Origin of the sequence: Paenibacillus sp. FSL H3-0333, assembly GCF_038002805.1 — a bacterium.
In the GTDB taxonomy this organism is placed as follows: Bacteria; Bacillota; Bacilli; order Paenibacillales; family Paenibacillaceae; genus Paenibacillus_AQ; species Paenibacillus_AQ silagei.
In genome coordinates this window covers 1917746-1935336 of record NZ_JBBODG010000001.1, presented here as the reverse complement: position 1 = coordinate 1935336, position 17591 = coordinate 1917746, and the positions used below count along the sequence as shown (strand labels likewise).

Genomic DNA, 17591 nt, shown 5'->3' with positions numbered 1-17591 from the left:
AGGCATTACGTGCCTTGTCTGGACACCATCTCAAACAGCTCAGCCTGGAAAATCTGCACGCTTCTCTCCCAGGTAAACTTCAAGGAATCCCGCTCTCCTCTGGCAGCCAGACGCCGGCGAAGCTCCTGGTCCTTAATGAGCGTCACGATATCCGCAGCAAGACGGTTCTCATGCCGATACGACATCAGGCAGTTCTGCCCGTGTGCGCAGTATTCGAGGTTCCCTCCTGAATATACGGTGACCAGCGCCGCACCGCAGCGCATCGCCTCCAGCCCCGGCAACGAACCGGCGTCATTGGTACTTGCGCTGACAAAAATATCTGTCTCATTATAATGATAAGCCAGCTCATTGTCATTGCCGGGTGTCCTAAGCTGATAGCGACCGGTGTTGATCAAGGCCTGCAGACTCAACGAGGCCGTAAATTCAGCAGGAGGGGTCATAATATAGATCTCCACCTCAGGATGAAGCCGCTTGACCATATCAAGCTGCTGAATCAGATATTCCTGCTCCCGGTGGCCGGAGAATCCGCCTTCCGGGCGCCGCATAATGGCCGAGACGATCAACGGCCGGTCCGGAGTGTCGCGTAAATGCGTATTATGGAAATCCGAATCAACACCGACCGGAACAATTCTGCCCTTAATGCCATGATTGATCCGTATGACCTCCTGCTGCCAGCGCGACAGTACAAGCAGGTTGCGGGTAATGCCGTAGGAAGCAAACGACTGATTATTATCCGGCAGGAAATTCGGCTCATAGCATAAAGCCAACCGGATATGCAGCCCCTTGCCCTGCCGGCTGGCCCGCTCGGCAACCGGAACGGTTGTATAATAATTGGAGATAATTACATCCCCATAAGGAAAATCATGTTCCGTAAGTACCGTAGCGGGTGCAGTAATAATCGGACATTTCATCTCATATTCAACAAAGCCATGGCTGGGCAAAAGAACAACGACCTCATGGCCAATTTCAGCCAGACGGTTAGCCAGCTCGGTTATCATCCGCTGCGCGCCGCCTCTGGATAAGGTCAGAACCGGAAATGTCAGTCTCAATTCCTTCTCTCCTTTCTCAGCAGCTCCGTCAATTTACCCCTGTGCATGAACTGCACCTTGGCAATTTCCCGGTTCTGCGCTTCGCTGTGCAGGACCGAGCCCATCTCATTATGGACGCGGTAATCCAGCAGCGGCTCTTCTATATAAGACCACTCATAATGAGGCAGAATCCGCAGCCACATATCATAATCCTGTGTATACAGGAGGGTCTCATTAAACATACCGACCCTAGAGAGGATCTCCATATCAAACAGCACCGTGCTGCCGTTAACCGGACAGCTGGACATCATGGTCTGAATGAGGGCCGGCCTGCTGCAGGCCGGCATCCGAACGATGTCGTGAAACCGTTGCTCGTGCTCATTAATATAGTAGTAAGCCGTATGATTGAAGGAGGTTCCCGAGCTGCGGATGGCTTCTATTTGCCGTCTGATTTTATCGGGATGGAACAGATCGTCCGCGCTTAACCAGGCAAAATAAGCTCCGTTTGCCACCTCAATTCCCCTATTAAGCGCCGAGCCGGTTCCTCCGTTGGTCTTGCGGACATACACGATCCGGCTCTTATAGGCTTCAAGCTTCTCCGTATGGAGTGTGGAACCGTCATCCACCACGATCAGCTCGATATCCGCGTAGCTCTGGGCCAGCACGCTCTCAACCGCCAGATGCACGTAGGGACAATTATAGAACGGAATCACCACCGAGACCTTGGTCTTCTGATTCATGCCCCGGCCTCCTCCCTGAGTTCATTTATACTGTCTTGCAGGCGAGCAGGGCGTCCAGCGGCGCGTGATTCTCACCGAAGGCTTCCCGGAATGAAGGATTCTCCGCATGGTGAAATCCCTTCAGTACGGTTACCGCGTAGCCCAGCTTCAGGAAGTCCTCAGGCTCCCAGCCGCTCCAGTGTTTCTGGTAATACTCCCCATGCAGATTGAAATGGTCCTTCCCCTCCTGCGGGAAGAAGCCCCGTGGTGTAAATACGATGACACGGTTCGCAGCGATAAGCTCCGCCTTACGCAGCAGCTCTATGCCTTCACTCATCGAAAAATGCTCCAGAGAATCGATCAGAGTGACCGCAGAGAAGGTTCCCGGCAGGAACAGCTTATCGATATGGCCGGCATCGGCATGAACCGGAATGATATGAGGGGACTTGTATTTGCGGTGCAGCAGATAAGGCCTGTGGATATCCAGCCCCAGCACTACAGCGGCCTCATACCGCTCCAGCAGCGTACCGGTACCGCTGCCGATATCCAGAATACTCTCGGAGAATTTCAGCTGCTCCAGCAGGACCGGCAGGAAGTCTTTCACTTCAATTTCCCGGTACATATGCTCTCCCTCCTAAGCGTTAGTTGCTTGGTCTTGGGCTGTGCTGCCGTGCCGGCTATGCGCGCTCCGGCAGCTAGCCGCCCATGGAAGCAATCAGGGCGCTTAAGGGAGCGTGATAACGGGCACTGGTTGCTGCAGCCTCGGCCATAATGACATCGTAGTGTCTGAGCGTGCCCATTCCCTCATGCCGGCGGTAAGCCGTCAAGGACTGGTTCAGCATCACCGGTGCATAACCGTTCAGAATCGCCCGGTACCACAGATCATAATCATGGGTATACGGCAGTGCTTCATCGAACATCCCGATGGCTCCGAAGATCTCCCGCTTGAACATCACCGTACAGCCGTTGATGGGATTGCCGTACAGGAAGCAGCGCAGATATTCAAGCTGGTTCGGGAATACGGCCGCAGCATTCAGCTCCATAGCCTGCGAGTTTCCGTTAATGTAATTGAAGTTGGTGTACGAGATCAGCAAACGGTTCTGTTCCATGAACAGAACCTGATTATTGATCTTGTCACGATAGAACATATCATCCGAGCTGAGCCAGACTACATAATCTCCCGTGGCATGCGCAATACCGTGGTTAAGTGCCGAAGCGGTGCCGCCGTTGGCCTTGCCCAGATAGTGAATGTAGGGCAGATAAGGGGTAATCCGCTCTGCATGCAGAGTTGAACCGTCATCCACTACGATAATCTCATAAGGCTGCCAGGATTGGCTCATGGCGCTCTGCAGCGCCTGCTCAATATAAGGGCAATTGTAAAAAGGAATAACTACGGATACTCTGGGCTTCATAACAACCTTCCTTCCTTACCGGCCCTTGTATAGCCGATAATATCCGCCAGCGAACGGTCTAGCGCAATCTCCGGCATCCAGCCGGAAATAACAGCATAGTCCCCCGATTCTTCAGGCGGTACCTTACTATCAGCAGATTCAAATGGAGGCTTCGCCGGAACGGCAGGTGTCGGGGAAGGATTGCCCCGACTGTGCTCCTCCTGCGGGCCCCAGTCCATCGCAACCGGAGCTGCGGCATGGGCCAGCAGCTTCGCCGCAACCTCCCCCAGCTCCCGCTCTGTCCCGGAATCAATGCGGTAGATCCTTCCTGTCTCGCCCGAATCCAGAATGAAGCCATAGGCCCTGACCGCATCACGCACATCCAGAAAGTCACGCAGCGCATGGCGCGAGGAGAGCCGAAACGCAGCAGGTGCAGCCGATCCGGTTACAGCGGCTGCTTCACTGCGCACAATATGCTGTGCCAGCAGGGAACAGAAGCCGGTGGACGGACCCGGACCAATCAGGTTCGAGGGCTCCGCCATCAGCACCGGCTGTGCAAACAGCGTTGCCCAGGCCAGCGATACCAGCTCCTCCAGCGTCTTGCTAAGGCTATAGGGATGGGGCGGGTCTGCCGCACCCGGTCTATACTTAAGCCGGGAGCCGGCCACCAGAATACGGCTGGCCGGCTGGACACGCAGCGCCTCAAGCAAATATAGAGTAGCCATTACATTGGTTTCCATGTAGAGCAGCGGGTCCCTCCAGGACTCCGGGACCGAATTCTTGCCTGCCAGGTGCAGCACCTGATCCGGCTTCACCGCTCCAATCATTGCCGCCACAGCCCTGCGGTCCCCCAGGTCACAGACATACTGCTGAACGCCGTCCGGGAACAACTCCGCAGCTGGCTTGCGGCGGACTACAGCAGTCACCTCCGCTCCTCCGGCGGCAAAGTAGGCCACGGCATGCCTGCCGGTAAAGCCGGAAGCTCCGGTAATCAGGAGACGCCGCCCGCTCATGTCAGCAGCTCTGAGCTGCGCATAAAGTCGGCAAGCTCGCTAAGCATCCGGGGATAGGAAGGCAGCTCAATCGTGACATCGCTTCTCGTGCTGATCAGCGTCCGGTCCTGAACCGGCGTCTGCTGCGGGATGATCTCAACATCCTCTTTATGAAATGCGGTCTGCATCATCTGCAGCAGCTGATATTTGCTTACGGGCTGCGGGTGGGCCAGATGAATCAGCCCGGAGAGATCCGAGTCCAGCAGGGAATCGATGGCTTTGGCCAGCTCCAGGGTGGTGACTCCATTCCACATCACGCATTCATATCCGGTTACCCGGCCTTTCTGGGCCAGAAACCATTCCATGAGGCCGATTCCGCCGGAGCGGATCTCGGGCCCGATAATGGAGGTACGGATCGTGAGATGTCCGGGATCGCGCACTTCTCCAAGACTCTTGGTGAGGGCGTAGACCGAGGTTCCATCCGCGGCATCCTCCTCCGTATATCCGCCGCGTGTTCCTTCGAACACGCAGTCGGAGCTGATTTGGATGAGCCGGGCATGGATCTGGTCCGCTGCCCGCCGCAGGCGGTGGGGCAGAAATCCGTTGACATGATACGCGCCGATCCGGTCCCGTTCGGCGAATTGATTGAGTACCCCCATCGCATTAATAATGCAATGGGGGGAGACGATTTCAACCAGCTTCTCTACACCGGCGATGTCGTCGGCGTCTACATACAACCCTCCAAGATCCTTCTTATCCCGGGTTGTATGGAAGATGTGGTGCTTGCCCTGGCGGCGAAAATACTCCGCCAGCATATGACCTGCCATACCATTTCCGCCGAGAATCAGGAGCTTCACTGGAGGAACCCTCCCCGGATCAGGATATCTTTGATTTCAGCCTGCTCCATCAGATGATTCTCCGAGCTGAAGCTGCTGAAGGACACATGGGGGAAATGACGGTAATGCTCCTTCAGCTCCGGCATATCGAGTGTGGGCAGAATAACCAAGTACTGCTCATCGTAGACCACCGTAGTCAGGCTCTCGAAATCGCTCATCAGGATCTCATGGATTTTCTCACCCGGGCGGATGCCGGTCTCGATCATACTGACATCCGTCCGGCCGGAAGCTTCGATCAGTACATCGGCCAAATCCACGATCCGGCAGGTCGGCATGGTCATGACAAAGATCTCGCCGCCGATACTGACATCGGAAGCCTTGAACAGCAGAGTAATGGCATCGCGCAGGGTGAAAAAGAACCGGGTCATGTTCATATCCGTAATCCTTACCTGTCCCTTGTCCTTGATCTGCTTCATGAACAGATGGACCACGCTGCCGTTCGTACCCAGCACATTGCCTCCGCGCACCGTAACAAACTTGGTGCCTGAGCCGATCAGATTGGCATAGACGAACAGCTTCTCACCGATGGCCTTGGTCATACCGTAGAAGTTCGACGGATTGGCCGCCTTGTCGGTAGAAATGTAGATCGCCTTCTCCACATTGTTGGCAATCGCGGCTTCGATGACATTTTGTGTGCCGACCACATTCGTCTTGAGCGCCTCGTACGGCTGGTCCTCGCAGACGGGTACATGCTTGAGCGCGGCCAGATGGAAGACATAATCCACACCGCGGCAGGCAGCCACCAGCGCATCCTTGTCACGGATATCGCCGATGATGAAGCTGAGATGCTTATCTTCAAATTCACGGCTCATGGCTACCTGTGCAGACTCACTGCGGGAGAATACGATGATTTCTTTGGGATGCTGCGGCAGCAGCTGCCGGATCAGCTCATGCCCCCAGGAACCGGTACCGCCTGTAACCAGAATCCGTTTATTATTGAACATGCAGGTTCCCTCCAAGCAGAAATTTAACTACCTTTACCGAGACACCTTGGGCAAGATACCCTTCCGGCGCCTCCCAATCGGGCTTAAGCGACGTCATCAGCACGGTGCAGCGCAGAATGCTGTTCTGTTCTACCCCGGACACTACATTACTTCCGCAATCGATAGTTTCCGGGCGTTCTGTCGTCCGGCGTATGGTCACCGTAGGCACTCCCATCAGGCAACATTCTTCTTGAACGGTGCCGCTGTCGGTAATGGCGCACAGGGCATAGCGTTCCAGATGAACAAAGTCAAAAAATCCGAAAGGTTCGTGAAACTCCACCAGCGGGTTCATACTCAGCGGGAACTGCTCCGTAAGCTTGGAGCGTGTACGGGGATGGATGCTGCAGATCAGGCGGAGTCCCAAATGCTCAGCCACCAGGTTCAGCCCGGACATAATCTGGAGCAGCGACTCCGGATCATCGACATTCTCGGCCCGGTGGGCTGTTACCAGCAGATACCGGCCGGCTTCAAGCTTCAGCCGGGACAGGATGTCACTGGCCGCGATCTGCTCTTCGTAATGCGTAATCACCTCATGGATAGGGTTGCCGGTTAACACAATACGCTGGCTGGGGAACCCTTCGCTGAGCAGATGTCTCTTACTCTGTTGGGTATAGGGCATATTTATGGTGGAGACGGCATCTATGACACGGCGGTTTTTCTCCTCCGGCACTTTCAGATCGTAACAGCGGTTGCCTGCTTCCATATGCACCACAGGGATGCCCATCCGCTCGGCCAGAATGGCACATAGCGCACTGTTGGTATCCCCCAGCAGCAGCACGCGGTCCGGCTGCTCTTGAAGCAGAATGCTCTCCAGACTGCCGAACATGGCGGCCAGCTGACCCCCGAGTCCGGCCTGCTTATCCTGCAGCACGTAGTCCGGTGCGCGGAGTCCCAGCTCAGCGAAGAATACCCCGCTGAGGCTGGCCGTGAAATTCTGTCCCGTATGCACCAGCACATGCCGCTCCGCATACCGGTCCAGCAGCGGAATGATAACGCTAAGGCGGATGATCTCGGGCCGCGTGCCCAAAATCGTCATGATCTTCATGGGTTCACTCCCCTTTGATTATGGCCTGCCCTTAGGAACCGGGCAGGCTGCTCAGGATGCCTTACGCCGCCGCTTGCTCCGGCGGCTTCCGGCCTGGCCCGCGCGGCGCTTCTTGCCGCCGCTGCTGGCCCGACGGCGCGCGGAGCCTGCCGCGCGCTTCTTACGGCGCGGGCGCGTTCCCGCCGCGCCGCTCCGGGACTTGGCGCGGCGCAGCCTGCCGCGCCGCAGCTTCGCGGCCCGCAGCCGTGCGGCGCGGCGCCCGGTCTTGCCCCGCGTCGGCTGTGCCGCGGGGGCGCTCTTCCCGCCCGCCGGCGCAGCTGCGGGCGGGGCTTCCGGGCCGCCGATGAGCTGCGGCGGCTGGAGGCAGTAGCGGAGATGCCACCTCTCCGCTAAGCCTTGAAGCCGGACGCGGTAAGCCGCCAGGCCGTAGACGGCCTCGATGCGCTCCCGCGCCTGCCAGCCAATGCCGGCCGCCATCGCCTGGTCGGCCAGCAGCGCGTTCACCCGCCCGGCCAGCGCCTCCATGTCTCCCGCAGGCACTAGCAGCTCGCCGCAGCCTGCGGCGTCCAGAATCTCCCGCAGGCCGCCGGAATCATAAGCGACAACCGGCTTGCTGAAGGCATAGCCCTCCAGGGCGGTCATGCCGAAGCCTTCCCGGATCAGGCTGGGGACAACAAGCAGATCCATCGCGCAGTAAGCGGCCGGCAGACATTCTTCGTACCCGACAAACCGGAAGCGTGAGGTCAGACCCTCCAGCTTCACCTTGCGGACACAGCGCTCATAGTAGCTTTTATCCCCGGGAGTCCCCACTACGAGGTAGCGGGCAGCCGGATGCTGCTCATGCACCAGAACCGCCATCTTGACGAAATGCTCCAGCCCCTTCTCCTTATTAATGAAGGAAGAGACATAGCCGATCAGCGGGTCCCCCGGGGCGATCTTCAGCTCACTCCGCCGTTCCCCGCGCAGCTTGCTCCAGGCCTCGAACATCAAATCCGCGTCGCTCCATGACGGAGGAAGCTGGGTCACCTTGCTATCGCGGATCTCCTCGGGGAAGCACGCTGCCGCTGTCTGTGAAATCGCCAGAATCTCATCGCTGTTGTTGTGGATCAGCTCTACGCTGACCGGGGTGAACTCGTTGTCTGTAATGGTCTCCGAGATCTTCCAGATCACGGGTATGCCCATTGACTTCGCCGCGATTGGCGGCAGGGCATGCACACAGGTGCTGGTGATCACGAAGGACGGACGAAGCTCCGCAAGCCAGTGAGTCAGCTCATGATATTCCCGGCCCTCCTGCAGCTTGCGGATATCTGCCGGAAGACCGGCATAGGGAGTGTACACTCCATAGACCAGCGGAATAGACATCAGCCGGACTTGAAGGCCGTAGCTCCGGGCCAGCTGTGTCAGCTTCCCGTCCTGCGGGGCTACGAGGATACAATTGAAGTAAGGAGATAGCTCCCGGCTGAAGAATAACAGCAGCTTCTCCGCACCCGTAATACTGCGCGTGTTGGAGACATGGGAAAAGAGGACGATCGTCGCTTTGTCGGCCATGGTGTCTCGGCGCTCCCCTGCGAAGGGCTGTGGAGCAGCCATTCACCTCCTAAAATTTGAATGCACACAATCTGTTATCACTCAGCAGTGCTCCTGCTTGGGACGGGTATATTAGCTGACAGGCTAACATCTCTGCCCGGTACTCCAGTATATTGAGGGGGCACAGATGCCGGCACGACACCTGTCCCCTGTGATACGCACATTTTGCTGACAGCCTGTTCTACGATTGCCCTGCTGGCTTACCGTAAATAATAGTGAGCAGCTGACTAAGACGTCTGGTATACGTATGATCCCTGAGCGTCCGCTCGAAGGCGCGGAGGGACATCTCCCGGCGCTCTTCCTCATGCGTCAGATAGTACTGGATTTTGTCCATCAGCTCGCGTGGGCTGGAGAAGGTGTCGATCTCTTCGCCCACCTTGTAGAAGGAGCCGAGATCGTCACGGGCATCGCTGAGCTGCAGCGTGCCGCTGGCAGCAATCTCGAACGTACGCGGATTCGGCGATACGGCCGGAATATACAGTGCGTTGTTGTTGACTGCATCGTCAATGTGCGAGCGGTGAAGGTTAATCACAATCTTCGAGCCGCTGTAGGCTACAGCCGTCTCCTGGGGGGACATCCATTTGCCGATCTCAATCCGGTCGCCATAGAGCGGCGCTTCCGGCAACCGGTCCCACCAGATTCCGTTAATGACCGTGTTATAGCTCATCAGCTCCGGCATAATATCGCGGAAGAAATTAATCCGGTTCCAGTAGGCAGACCCGATGAAGCTGACCTCCCGGCTGACCGGCGAACGTCCGGTAGTCGGACGGTAATGCTCACGGTGTGCGGCAAAGGGCAGATAGTGGACCTCCGTGCAGCCAAGGCCGCGGTAGATCTCTACGCAATTACGCTCCAGTGTGAATACATAGTCATAGTGACTCACAATCTTCATTGTGAAATCGGTGTAATACGGATCATCGGTCAACCAGATCGCGGTCTTAATGCCCTGGCCCCGCAGAATAGCCACCTGCTCCAGCGGTAAATCCAGACCATCCAGCACCAGCACGAGGTCGGGACGCTGGGCAGAAGCCAGCTCCACCAGATTCTGCCGCACATCAGTAATCGTGACCTGAACCGTTAACCGCTGCAGTGCGAAGAGCACGGCATCATCCAACGGTGAATACGGATAGCCTTTGCCTGAAGCCACGTACATCACATGGATATTCCTTACCGGCTGCGGCTCCTCCGGGCGTCCGTCCAGAACGGCCAGACGTCCCCGCAGATATCCTTCGTCATAGCCTCCCTTGAAGCCGGTCAGACGTCCCCGCAGCTTCTCTTCCTCCGCAGGGGTTCTCGGCAACGGCGGGGCAGGCATAATAAATTCGTTGTTCATGAGTATTCGCTCCTTTTGATCCATAATGAAATTCACCCTCTTGAAGTAAGAACACCCAATAAATGAGGCAGACGCGAAGTAAAGGTATGCCGGCGCAGCGTGGTCTGCAGTCCCCGCAGCGCATACTGCCGGCGCTCCTTGTCGTGCTTCAGGTAATAATCAATTTTGCGCTTCAGCTCATCGGCAGAAGCGAAGGTCTCCAGATCCCGGCCCGGCTTGTAGTGGATATCCAGATCCTGCCGGATATCGGTCAGCTGCATCGTCCCGCAGGCGCTGATCTCATAGGTCCGGGGATTAATGGAGAGGGACGGAAGCTGGAACGTATTCCGGTTGTCCATCCCTCCCTCCCAGGGCCGGTGGATATTAATGACCAGCTTCGCGCCGCTGTAATAATTGGCGGTCTCCTCCGGCGGGATGAAGCCCTCTCTGATGTACGGAGACAGCTCCTCGAAGTGGGCCAGCCGCTCCCAGAATCCGCCGGCGATGAGCACCTTCTTTCCCTGCAGGAAGGGGACCAGTTCATCGAACAGCTCCGTACGGTTGCGGAAGGCGTTGCCGATGAACACGACATCATAGTGATATTGCGGTCCGGTGTGGCGCGGGTAGAACATCTGGGGGTTGACGCACAGCGGAAGATAGTGCACAGACGCCGTCCCCAGCGAACGGTAGAATTCCACACAGCCCAGTTCATGCGTGAACACATAATCGTAATGCCGGCAGATGACGGATGTATCCTCGGTGAAATAAGGATCATCCACAAACCAGATCGCCGCCGGGATACCCAGCTGTCTTATTGCCATAATTTGTTCCAGATGATTCTCCGGAAATACATGCAGCCCGTTCATCACCAGCACCGCCTCAGGCAATTCGCGCGATGCCACCTCCAGCATAGTTTCCGGAGGACAGATGATCAGCTCGCTTACCAGCAGCCGCAGCGCTTCTGCGACTCCCGCATCGATGGCCTGAAACCCCTGGGGAACATACATCAGTTTTAACGGCTGACGTTCCCCCACTTCAGGAGTATTCAGGCGCTTCACGGCTTCGCACAGGCCGAGATGGTACCCTTGCAGATAGCCATCCCGGTAATCCTGTGGAAGCCCGCCTCTCTTTTTTGTTTTCACGGCCTTCACCCTGCCCCGTTATATTCTCAAGACAGTAGTACTATATGCGGAGTCAGCATCCGCCTCATGGACATCTGTCTGTATCACACCGAAATTGGCATATGCCCCCGGTCTTTCGCCCGCTTGGCCCGAACCTCTACAGAATCCGTCCACTCTTGTCCATGCAGAGGCAGGGTCTGCATTTCGAAGCCTACTCAAGTCCTTTGCGGGTAAGACGGGAATCATCTACAATTAGAGGCATCACCTTTCACAAGAAATACTTACTGAGGAGGCACTAAGATATGAGTTCCATCTATGGCCCTATGCTGTATCTGCGCCATGTCGAGCTGCTGCGCGATGCAGTCCCTTCCTTTGGAAGCTATCCTTTTAATCTGCCGGTGGTACGCACCCTGGACCGGCTTGCTTTTCAGAAGCAGGTTACTTTTCTGGTAGGAGAGAACGGTAGCGGGAAGTCTACCTTGTTAGAGGGCATTGCTGCTGCCTGGGGGTTCAATCCGGAAGGGGGGACGCTGAATTTCTCGTTTAATACCCGCGCCTCGCATTCCAGTCTCTACGAATATTTGCGGATTGCCAAAGGGGTGAAGCGTCCGAAGGACGGCTTTTTCCTGCGTGCGGAGAGCTACTACAATGTGGCTACTTACATCGATGAGCTGGATGAGGACCCCGAGGCGGGAAGACCCATTAAATCCTCCTATGGAGGGAGCTCGCTGCATGAGCAGTCGCATGGAGAATCCTTCTTCTCCACGTTCGTTCACCGCTTTGGCGGACAGGGCATCTATATTCTGGACGAGCCCGAAGCCGCTTTGTCTCCCCTGCGGCAGATGTCACTGCTGGCGCGGATGCATGAGCTGGCTGAGCAGAATTCCCAGTTCATCATCGCCACCCACTCCCCGATTCTGATGTCCTATCCGGGTGCAGAGATTCTTCTGCTGAAGGGAGAGAGTATCACGCCTGTTGCGCTGGAAGACACGGATCATTATACGGTCACCCGCGCCTTCATGACGAACCGGGAGAAGATGCTCCGCGAGCTGCTGGGCGATGAGCCTGATCCCTTATAAGCAGAAACGGCTCGGCCGTCCTGTTAAGAACGGCATTCGTTTCAGCGAGAACGTTAGGATTGAAACATATAAACGCTTAAATTTTAAAAAAAGACACTCCGCGGTGTTAACCGTCAAAGTGTCTCTTGTATTTGCATAGCTGCTCTGTATTTCTCTAATAAAGCTGGTCATCCTTCTCCGTATTACAATCACTGTATTCATTCAGGAGCGCATCCAGCTTCACCGATTGGCGGAGTACCCGGACATCCTGCATCCCGTACTCCAAGGCCAGTTTGTTCAGTTCCTGTCTTGCCTGTTCAATCTTGTCCTTGTATTCGTCATTCCCCATAGCGGCCCCCTTGTAGGATGAGGCTGTATCAAGCCATTTCCACTCTTTTACTAAAGTTCCAAACACATTGTATTCTATAATCCGCTAGGGGTCAATTAAGGGTTTGACATGATAAGTTATTTCAGCAGCTTCGTCAGCTTATGCAGCGTCCAGCCCAGCATCGCTACCGCCATCATATCGAAGCAGACATTGAACAGGAACAGATGCTTGCCGATATCCGCGCGGCCGTCACCGAGGATCGGAACCAGGAACGAGAACAGCCCGATCAGTCCCAGCAGCATCATCAGTTCTCCGGCAATCCGCCCTGCCGCCTCCCGCGTACGGAAGTATTGATAGAACACTCCGGCGTAATACACTAGATAGAAAATAACCAGGAATCCGAGGGAATGGGGCAGATGCTTGTTCTTGAGCTCGCTCCACCCGCTGTACATTCCTGCTACCGCGCCCGCAGGTTTGCCTTCGCTTTTCTCATAGCTTCCGAGATAGTAGGGACGGATGGACATGCTGTTAGCAGCCGCATACTTCATATTCTCTATTAACCGCCCGGGATGCTTCATATAAAAGAAAAGCACATCCTTATGCGATACACGGTCATAGAAATCCGGCCCCAGCAATGGATCATCCTGCTTGATCGCAGTATCCCCCTGGAAATAATTCGTCCCCGCCAGTACCTCGAGGCGCTCCGGCAGCCCCAGGTCGCGCAGATCGCCGCGCACATCCGGCGATTCATTCAGTATGCCGAAGAACACCGTCTGATACAGGTTGATATGCTTAAGCTCCTTCGGCGCCGCCACATACATAATCACCGATACCAGCGCCGTAGCTACCGCAAGACTTAGCGCCAGCTTACGCCAGCTGCCTGTTCCATTCAGCGTCCGCAGGCGCAGGAAGATCAGCGCGAAGGCGAGGCCGACCGGGGCATTCTGGATTTTGGAGCAGATCAGGAACAGCACGGCAATGAAGAACAGCGTAAGTCCTTTGGAGGACGGCTGCTCCTGCCCGGTAAGCCTCAGACCCAGCGCGAACGTAAGCAGCATGAAGACCATCGACACGGGTTCGCCGAACAGGGAGTTGAAATAAGCCAGATAGCCGATATCGTAGAACACAAACAGCATTCCCGCACCCAGCAGCAGGCCCGTGGCATAGGAGCTCTTCGCACCCAGCTTGACGATCATCCACGTGGCAGCCAGCAGCAGCACTGCATATACCACTGCCAGAAGACGGATATCGAAATAACTGCCGTGAAATATGCCCGCAAGCAGCCTTGGCACCAGCACCAGCAAAATTTGCGAGGACGGGTAGAAGCCCTTGAACAGATCATCATAAGCAAACTTAGAATGACTGTAGCTGAAGAAGCGGTCGGCATAGTCCTCCCCGGCATCAAAATAATTCAGTCCGACCGTATTCATCATCCGCAGGAAATCGCCGTTATCGGCAACGCCTGTGAAGGGCCGCACGAACAGCAGATAGAGGATCAGCACAGCGCCGGCCAGCGAGATGAGGTACTCGGGTTTCCATAGTCTTTTCATAACATTCTCCTAACGCTGCGGAAGCAGCTTCACATATTCATCAGATAAGCCCATCAGCTTCAGGATGTAGTCGTAATCGCTCTGATAGGCACTGAAATCCTTCACCGGCTCATGCGTATCCAGCGAGACCGCCTCACCGTCCGCGAAGCTCTTACCGGGCACAAACAACACTTCATCATTAAAAAACGAGCCTGTCGGCAAATAATAGCGCATGCCCACCACGTTGCGGTCCACATTCAGCAGATCATGCCCGAATGCGGTGAACCCTTCGTCCTTCAGCGATACCCCGAGCAGATTGGCTACCGTCGGCAGCACATCCAGCTGTCCGCCGGTCCGCTCCACAACCTGTCCCTGCTTCATGCCGGGCACGTGGATCACGAGCGGAATGTTGAACCGGCTGATCCGGTCATCATACTTGATACCCAGCGCGTCCTCCACCTGCTCCGCCGGGACGTCCTTCGGCTGCAGGCCGAAATGGTCACCGTACAGCACCAGCACGGTATCCTCCCACATCCCCTGCTGCTTCAATCTGTCAATCAGCGTGCCTATCGCATAATCCGTATAGTTCACCGCGCTCAGATAATCGCCCAGCATCGTGCCCTGAAGCTTGTCCGGTACCTGAATACGACGGAAGCTGTCCGGAACCTTGAACGGATGATGGCTGGAGGCTGTCACCAGCTGGGCGTAGAAAGGCGTGCCCTTCTGATGCAGCACCGCCAGCTTCTCCACGGCAGTAGCATAGAGCTGCTCATCGGAAGCCCCGAACGAATTGAAATGGTCATTCTTGAAGGAGCCTTTGTCATAGTAGCCGTTGAAGCCAAGCGCCGGATACAGCTCATTCCGGTTCCAGAAGCCGACCTTGTTCACATGGAACGTGTACGCCTCATACCCCTTATCCCGCAAAAGACGCGGCAGTCCCGGCAGCTCCCGGTCCCCGAAGCCTGTGGACATAGCAAGCGAAGCGATCGGATAAATCGAGGTGTTGCTCATAAATTCCGCATCCGAGGTATTGCCCGGACCTACCTGCTGATACACATGCGGGAAATAGAAGCCCTCTCCGGCCAGACCATTCAGCACCGGGGTCAGCTCCTGACCCTCCAGTGACTGATGCAGCGGGAAATTCTGGAACGCCTCCAGTTGAATGATGATGACGTTTTTCCCTTTTTGCGATCCGAAATGCTCTGGCAGTCCACCTGTCACAGCCTTGTATGGATAGGTAGCCTCCAGTGACTTCACCTTGGCTATCGTCTCCTGAATATCACCGGTCCCGATAAGGCCGTTATCCTCCCGGGCCTTGATCGCTGCCACCACCTCATAATTCAGGAATCCGGCCGTCTCCGCCTGGACCAGCTCATTGGTAATTCCCCTGGCCGAATGAATCGAATACGCCGACAGCGAGCCGCCTCCAATGATTGCCACCAGCAGCACCACCAGATAGATGCTCCGGGTTCTGCTTGCAGGCTGGCTGCCCCGCTGCCAGCGCATAGGGCCTCTTTTCCATCTGCGGAACAGCGAATAGACCATCACTATGATTAGATCGGCAAAAAACAGATAATCGATCCACTCAATCGTAGATTCCACACTCTCTTTGACCTGAAAGACCTGGTTCAGCTCATAGAGCGCCAGATAGGTAGGCACCGAGCCGAAGTGATTGAAGTACACACTGGCCGCGAAGAGCAGCAGCGACAATAGGCCATTGAAGCTCCAGAAGACCCCTCTTCTCATCCGCTGAGGCGTAATTATAGCCAGCACACCGAGCAGCAGGAGCACCGGCGCCAGATCCGCAGCGATCCACTCCCAGGCAATCCGGTCAAAGAACAGCCCTCTCAGCAGCAGCAGCTTCAGCCACAGCAGTCCCGCCACGATATAGAAATGAGCCTGCGCAGACGCAGGTTTGCCCTCTCTCATTGCCATCCCCTCTTACTCTCTTCATTAATAGTGGTGTACAAACAATTCCTTATTTCTGTAAAAAGCTCACGTTGCTCTAGTATAGCAATACTTGTTAAGGGAATCAAAAGAGGGCCACCCTATTAAACAACTGAGCGGGAGAAAAGGTTCATTAAGGTCATTAAGGTCATTAAGGTCATTATCAATATCCGCACAAAAAAGCAGAGGCGCGAAGTCCCCTGCAAGGATACAGTTTGAATCTGAGATGCTTCTGGTCGAGGCTGCAATCATGCCTCCGGTCACTATAGTCAGTTTGTCTGGAACAACTGGCGTGGAGCCCCTACCGCTCAGGATAGCCGCGCGCTGCCCAACAATCTTTTAATGGAATGGTTCGCTTCATGAAGCACTACTTCCTTGTCGATGGTCTTCAGCCGCCCTGTGTGCATGAGAATCTCACCGTCAACCATCGTTGTCTCCACATCGGCACGGGTGGCGGAGTAGACGATCCGCGAGATCGGGTCCACATCATAAGAGGGGAAGGTATGAAAATTATAGAGATTAAGGATGGCCAGATCCGCCTTCTTGCCGACCTCGATGCTGCCGATCTGATCCTCCATGCCTACCGCCTTCGCACCTCCAATGGTCGCCATCCGAAAGACGCTTCGAGCATCCATCGTAGTCGGGCCATGCGCGGGCTTCTGGATGACTGCCGCCAGACGCATCTCGTTGAACATATCCAGGTTATTGTTGCATGGCGCGCCGTCTGCACCCAAGCTGAGGTGAATATGGTCATGAAGCATGCCCGGCGTATCGGCGATGCCGGAGGCCAGCTTGAGGTTCGAGCCCGGGCAGTGGCTGACATGAACCCCGCGGTCCCGCAGAATCCGCTTTTCCTGCTCATCCAGCCAGACACAGTGGGCCAGAATCAGACGCTCGTTAGCCAGCCCCAGGTGATCCAGATAGACGACATTGCGCATACCGGTCATCGCCTGCACAAGCTCGATCTCGCCCAGATTCTCGGAAGCATGGGTATGCACCTTCACCCCGTAACGGGCCGAGAGGCTCTGCACCTCCCGCAGCAGCGGCTCCGTACAGGAAATGACAAACCGCGGGGAAAAAGCATACTGAATCCGGCCATTCGCATATCCGTTCCATTTCTCCAGCAAATCCACACTCTCCTGCAGCGAAGCCGCCGTCTCCTCCTGCAGGGCCGCCGGTGCCTCGGGGTTCTTCCGGTCCATCATGACCTTCCCTGACAAGGCGCGGATACCGCTCTTCGCAATCGCCTGGAAGGCATAATCCGTATGATGTACCGTCTCCATATCCACGATGGTCGTTGTGCCGCTGGTGATTAATTCCCCAATGCCGAGCATGGCAGAATAGTACAGGGACTCCTCGTCATGCGCCGCCTCCAGCGGCCAGATCCGCTTGCGCAGCCAGTCCATCAGCTCCAGATCATCCCCTTTGCCGCGAAATAGCGTCTGGCACAGATGAATATGCGTCTGGATGAAGCCGGGGATGACCGTCCGGTTCTTGGCCTCTATGACAAGCTCTTCCCCCTTCACTTCAAGGCCGGTGCCGATCTCTACAATCAGATCACCCTCGATGCGGATATCGCCGTATATAATGTCCTCCTGCTTGTTCATCGTAATAATCTCCGCATGCTTGATCAGGATATTCGCCATTGTCTTCTC

General features: G+C 55.9%; 16 protein-coding genes. 1 reads left to right on the top strand and 15 read right to left on the bottom strand.

Annotated features, from left to right (window positions below; all coding sequences use genetic code 11):
- Nucleotides 1-5 precede the first annotated feature (5 nt).
- The 11 genes from MHH78_RS08670 to MHH78_RS08620 all read right to left on the bottom strand — a co-directional run bounded on the left by MHH78_RS08670 (nt 6) and on the right by MHH78_RS08620 (nt 11104).
- On the bottom strand, nt 6-1049 hold the full coding sequence (locus tag MHH78_RS08670) for a glycosyltransferase family 4 protein (RefSeq protein WP_076082341.1): 1044 nt from the start codon (nt 1047-1049) through the stop codon (nt 6-8).
- A complete protein-coding gene (locus tag MHH78_RS08665) occupies nt 1046-1768 on the bottom strand; it encodes a glycosyltransferase family 2 protein (RefSeq protein WP_341167142.1) in 723 nt (240 codons plus the stop codon). Before MHH78_RS08665 ends, MHH78_RS08670 begins: the two co-directional genes overlap by 4 nt.
- A gap of 25 nt (nt 1769-1793) precedes the next feature.
- The gene (locus MHH78_RS08660; RefSeq protein ID WP_076082334.1) at nt 1794-2369 is read right to left on the bottom strand and encodes a class I SAM-dependent methyltransferase; all 576 of its coding nucleotides are present in this window, start codon (nt 2367-2369) and stop codon (nt 1794-1796) included.
- A 73-nt stretch (nt 2370-2442) separates the two neighbouring features.
- Nucleotides 2443-3159: a glycosyltransferase gene (locus MHH78_RS08655; protein WP_076082332.1), complete on the bottom strand. Its 717-nt coding sequence runs from the start codon at nt 3157-3159 to the stop codon at nt 2443-2445.
- On the bottom strand, nt 3156-4151 hold the full coding sequence (locus MHH78_RS08650) for an NAD-dependent epimerase/dehydratase family protein (RefSeq protein ID WP_076082330.1): 996 nt from the start codon (nt 4149-4151) through the stop codon (nt 3156-3158). The genes MHH78_RS08655 and MHH78_RS08650 overlap by 4 nt, the downstream gene beginning before the upstream one ends.
- Nucleotides 4148-4987: a dTDP-4-dehydrorhamnose reductase family protein gene (locus tag MHH78_RS08645; RefSeq protein ID WP_341167141.1), complete on the bottom strand. Its 840-nt coding sequence runs from the start codon at nt 4985-4987 to the stop codon at nt 4148-4150. The genes MHH78_RS08650 and MHH78_RS08645 overlap by 4 nt, the downstream gene beginning before the upstream one ends.
- Entirely contained in the window at nt 4984-5970 is a 987-nt protein-coding gene (locus tag MHH78_RS08640; RefSeq protein ID WP_076082328.1) for a polysaccharide biosynthesis protein, read from the bottom strand. Before MHH78_RS08640 ends, MHH78_RS08645 begins: the two co-directional genes overlap by 4 nt.
- Entirely contained in the window at nt 5960-7054 is a 1095-nt protein-coding gene (gene wecB / locus MHH78_RS08635; protein WP_036727134.1) for a non-hydrolyzing UDP-N-acetylglucosamine 2-epimerase, read from the bottom strand. The genes MHH78_RS08640 and wecB overlap by 11 nt, the downstream gene beginning before the upstream one ends.
- A gap of 51 nt (nt 7055-7105) precedes the next feature.
- Nucleotides 7106-8644, bottom strand: coding sequence for a glycosyltransferase family 4 protein (locus MHH78_RS08630; RefSeq protein ID WP_341167140.1), 1539 nt, complete (start codon nt 8642-8644; stop codon nt 7106-7108).
- 178 nt (nt 8645-8822) lie between these two features.
- Nucleotides 8823-9974, bottom strand: coding sequence for a glycosyltransferase family protein (locus tag MHH78_RS08625; RefSeq protein WP_083685550.1), 1152 nt, complete (start codon nt 9972-9974; stop codon nt 8823-8825).
- 32 nt (nt 9975-10006) lie between these two features.
- On the bottom strand, nt 10007-11104 hold the full coding sequence (locus tag MHH78_RS08620; protein ID WP_076082324.1) for a CgeB family protein: 1098 nt from the start codon (nt 11102-11104) through the stop codon (nt 10007-10009).
- Nucleotides 11105-11376: 272 nt separating this feature from the next.
- On the opposite strand from MHH78_RS08620, the gene MHH78_RS08615 reads away from it, so the two are divergent.
- The gene (locus tag MHH78_RS08615) at nt 11377-12153 is read left to right on the top strand and encodes an AAA family ATPase (RefSeq protein ID WP_341167139.1); all 777 of its coding nucleotides are present in this window, start codon (nt 11377-11379) and stop codon (nt 12151-12153) included.
- Between the two features lie 154 nt (nt 12154-12307).
- Here the strand turns inward: MHH78_RS08615 and MHH78_RS08610 are convergent, their stop codons facing one another.
- The 4 genes from MHH78_RS08610 to MHH78_RS08595 form a co-directional block, all read right to left on the bottom strand.
- Entirely contained in the window at nt 12308-12481 is a 174-nt protein-coding gene (locus MHH78_RS08610) for an aspartyl-phosphate phosphatase Spo0E family protein (protein ID WP_076082320.1), read from the bottom strand.
- 116 nt (nt 12482-12597) lie between these two features.
- Nucleotides 12598-14010 (bottom strand): glycan biosynthesis hexose transferase WsfD, encoded by a 1413-nt coding sequence (gene wsfD, locus MHH78_RS08605; protein WP_341167138.1) that lies wholly within the window; start codon nt 14008-14010, stop codon nt 12598-12600.
- Between the two features lie 9 nt (nt 14011-14019).
- Nucleotides 14020-15918 (bottom strand): LTA synthase family protein, encoded by a 1899-nt coding sequence (locus MHH78_RS08600; RefSeq protein WP_341167137.1) that lies wholly within the window; start codon nt 15916-15918, stop codon nt 14020-14022.
- A gap of 326 nt (nt 15919-16244) precedes the next feature.
- Nucleotides 16245-17582 (bottom strand): 5'-deoxyadenosine deaminase, encoded by a 1338-nt coding sequence (locus MHH78_RS08595; RefSeq protein WP_341167136.1) that lies wholly within the window; start codon nt 17580-17582, stop codon nt 16245-16247.
- Nucleotides 17583-17591 lie beyond the last annotated feature (9 nt).

What these genes read in the sequence shown, in the direction of transcription:
- wsfD (WP_341167138.1), bottom strand. Translation starts at nt 14,010, where the DNA reads ATGAAAAGACTATGGAAACCCGAGTACCTCATCTCGCTGGCCGGCGCT.
- MHH78_RS08640 (WP_076082328.1), bottom strand. Translation starts at nt 5,970, where the DNA reads ATGTTCAATAATAAACGGATTCTGGTTACAGGCGGTACCGGTTCCTGG.
- MHH78_RS08660 (WP_076082334.1), bottom strand. Translation starts at nt 2,369, where the DNA reads ATGTACCGGGAAATTGAAGTGAAAGACTTCCTGCCGGTCCTGCTGGAG.
- MHH78_RS08655 (WP_076082332.1), bottom strand. Translation starts at nt 3,159, where the DNA reads ATGAAGCCCAGAGTATCCGTAGTTATTCCTTTTTACAATTGCCCTTAT.
- MHH78_RS08665 (WP_341167142.1), bottom strand. Translation starts at nt 1,768, where the DNA reads ATGAATCAGAAGACCAAGGTCTCGGTGGTGATTCCGTTCTATAATTGT.
- MHH78_RS08630 (WP_341167140.1), bottom strand. Translation starts at nt 8,644, where the DNA reads ATGGCTGCTCCACAGCCCTTCGCAGGGGAGCGCCGAGACACCATGGCC.
- MHH78_RS08595 (WP_341167136.1), bottom strand. Translation starts at nt 17,582, where the DNA reads ATGGCGAATATCCTGATCAAGCATGCGGAGATTATTACGATGAACAAG.
- MHH78_RS08615 (WP_341167139.1), top strand. Translation starts at nt 11,377, where the DNA reads ATGAGTTCCATCTATGGCCCTATGCTGTATCTGCGCCATGTCGAGCTG.
- MHH78_RS08625 (WP_083685550.1), bottom strand. Translation starts at nt 9,974, where the DNA reads ATGAACAACGAATTTATTATGCCTGCCCCGCCGTTGCCGAGAACCCCT.
- MHH78_RS08650 (WP_076082330.1), bottom strand. Translation starts at nt 4,151, where the DNA reads ATGAGCGGGCGGCGTCTCCTGATTACCGGAGCTTCCGGCTTTACCGGC.
- MHH78_RS08610 (WP_076082320.1), bottom strand. Translation starts at nt 12,481, where the DNA reads ATGGGGAATGACGAATACAAGGACAAGATTGAACAGGCAAGACAGGAA.
- wecB (WP_036727134.1), bottom strand. Translation starts at nt 7,054, where the DNA reads ATGAAGATCATGACGATTTTGGGCACGCGGCCCGAGATCATCCGCCTT.
- MHH78_RS08600 (WP_341167137.1), bottom strand. Translation starts at nt 15,918, where the DNA reads ATGAGAGAGGGCAAACCTGCGTCTGCGCAGGCTCATTTCTATATCGTG.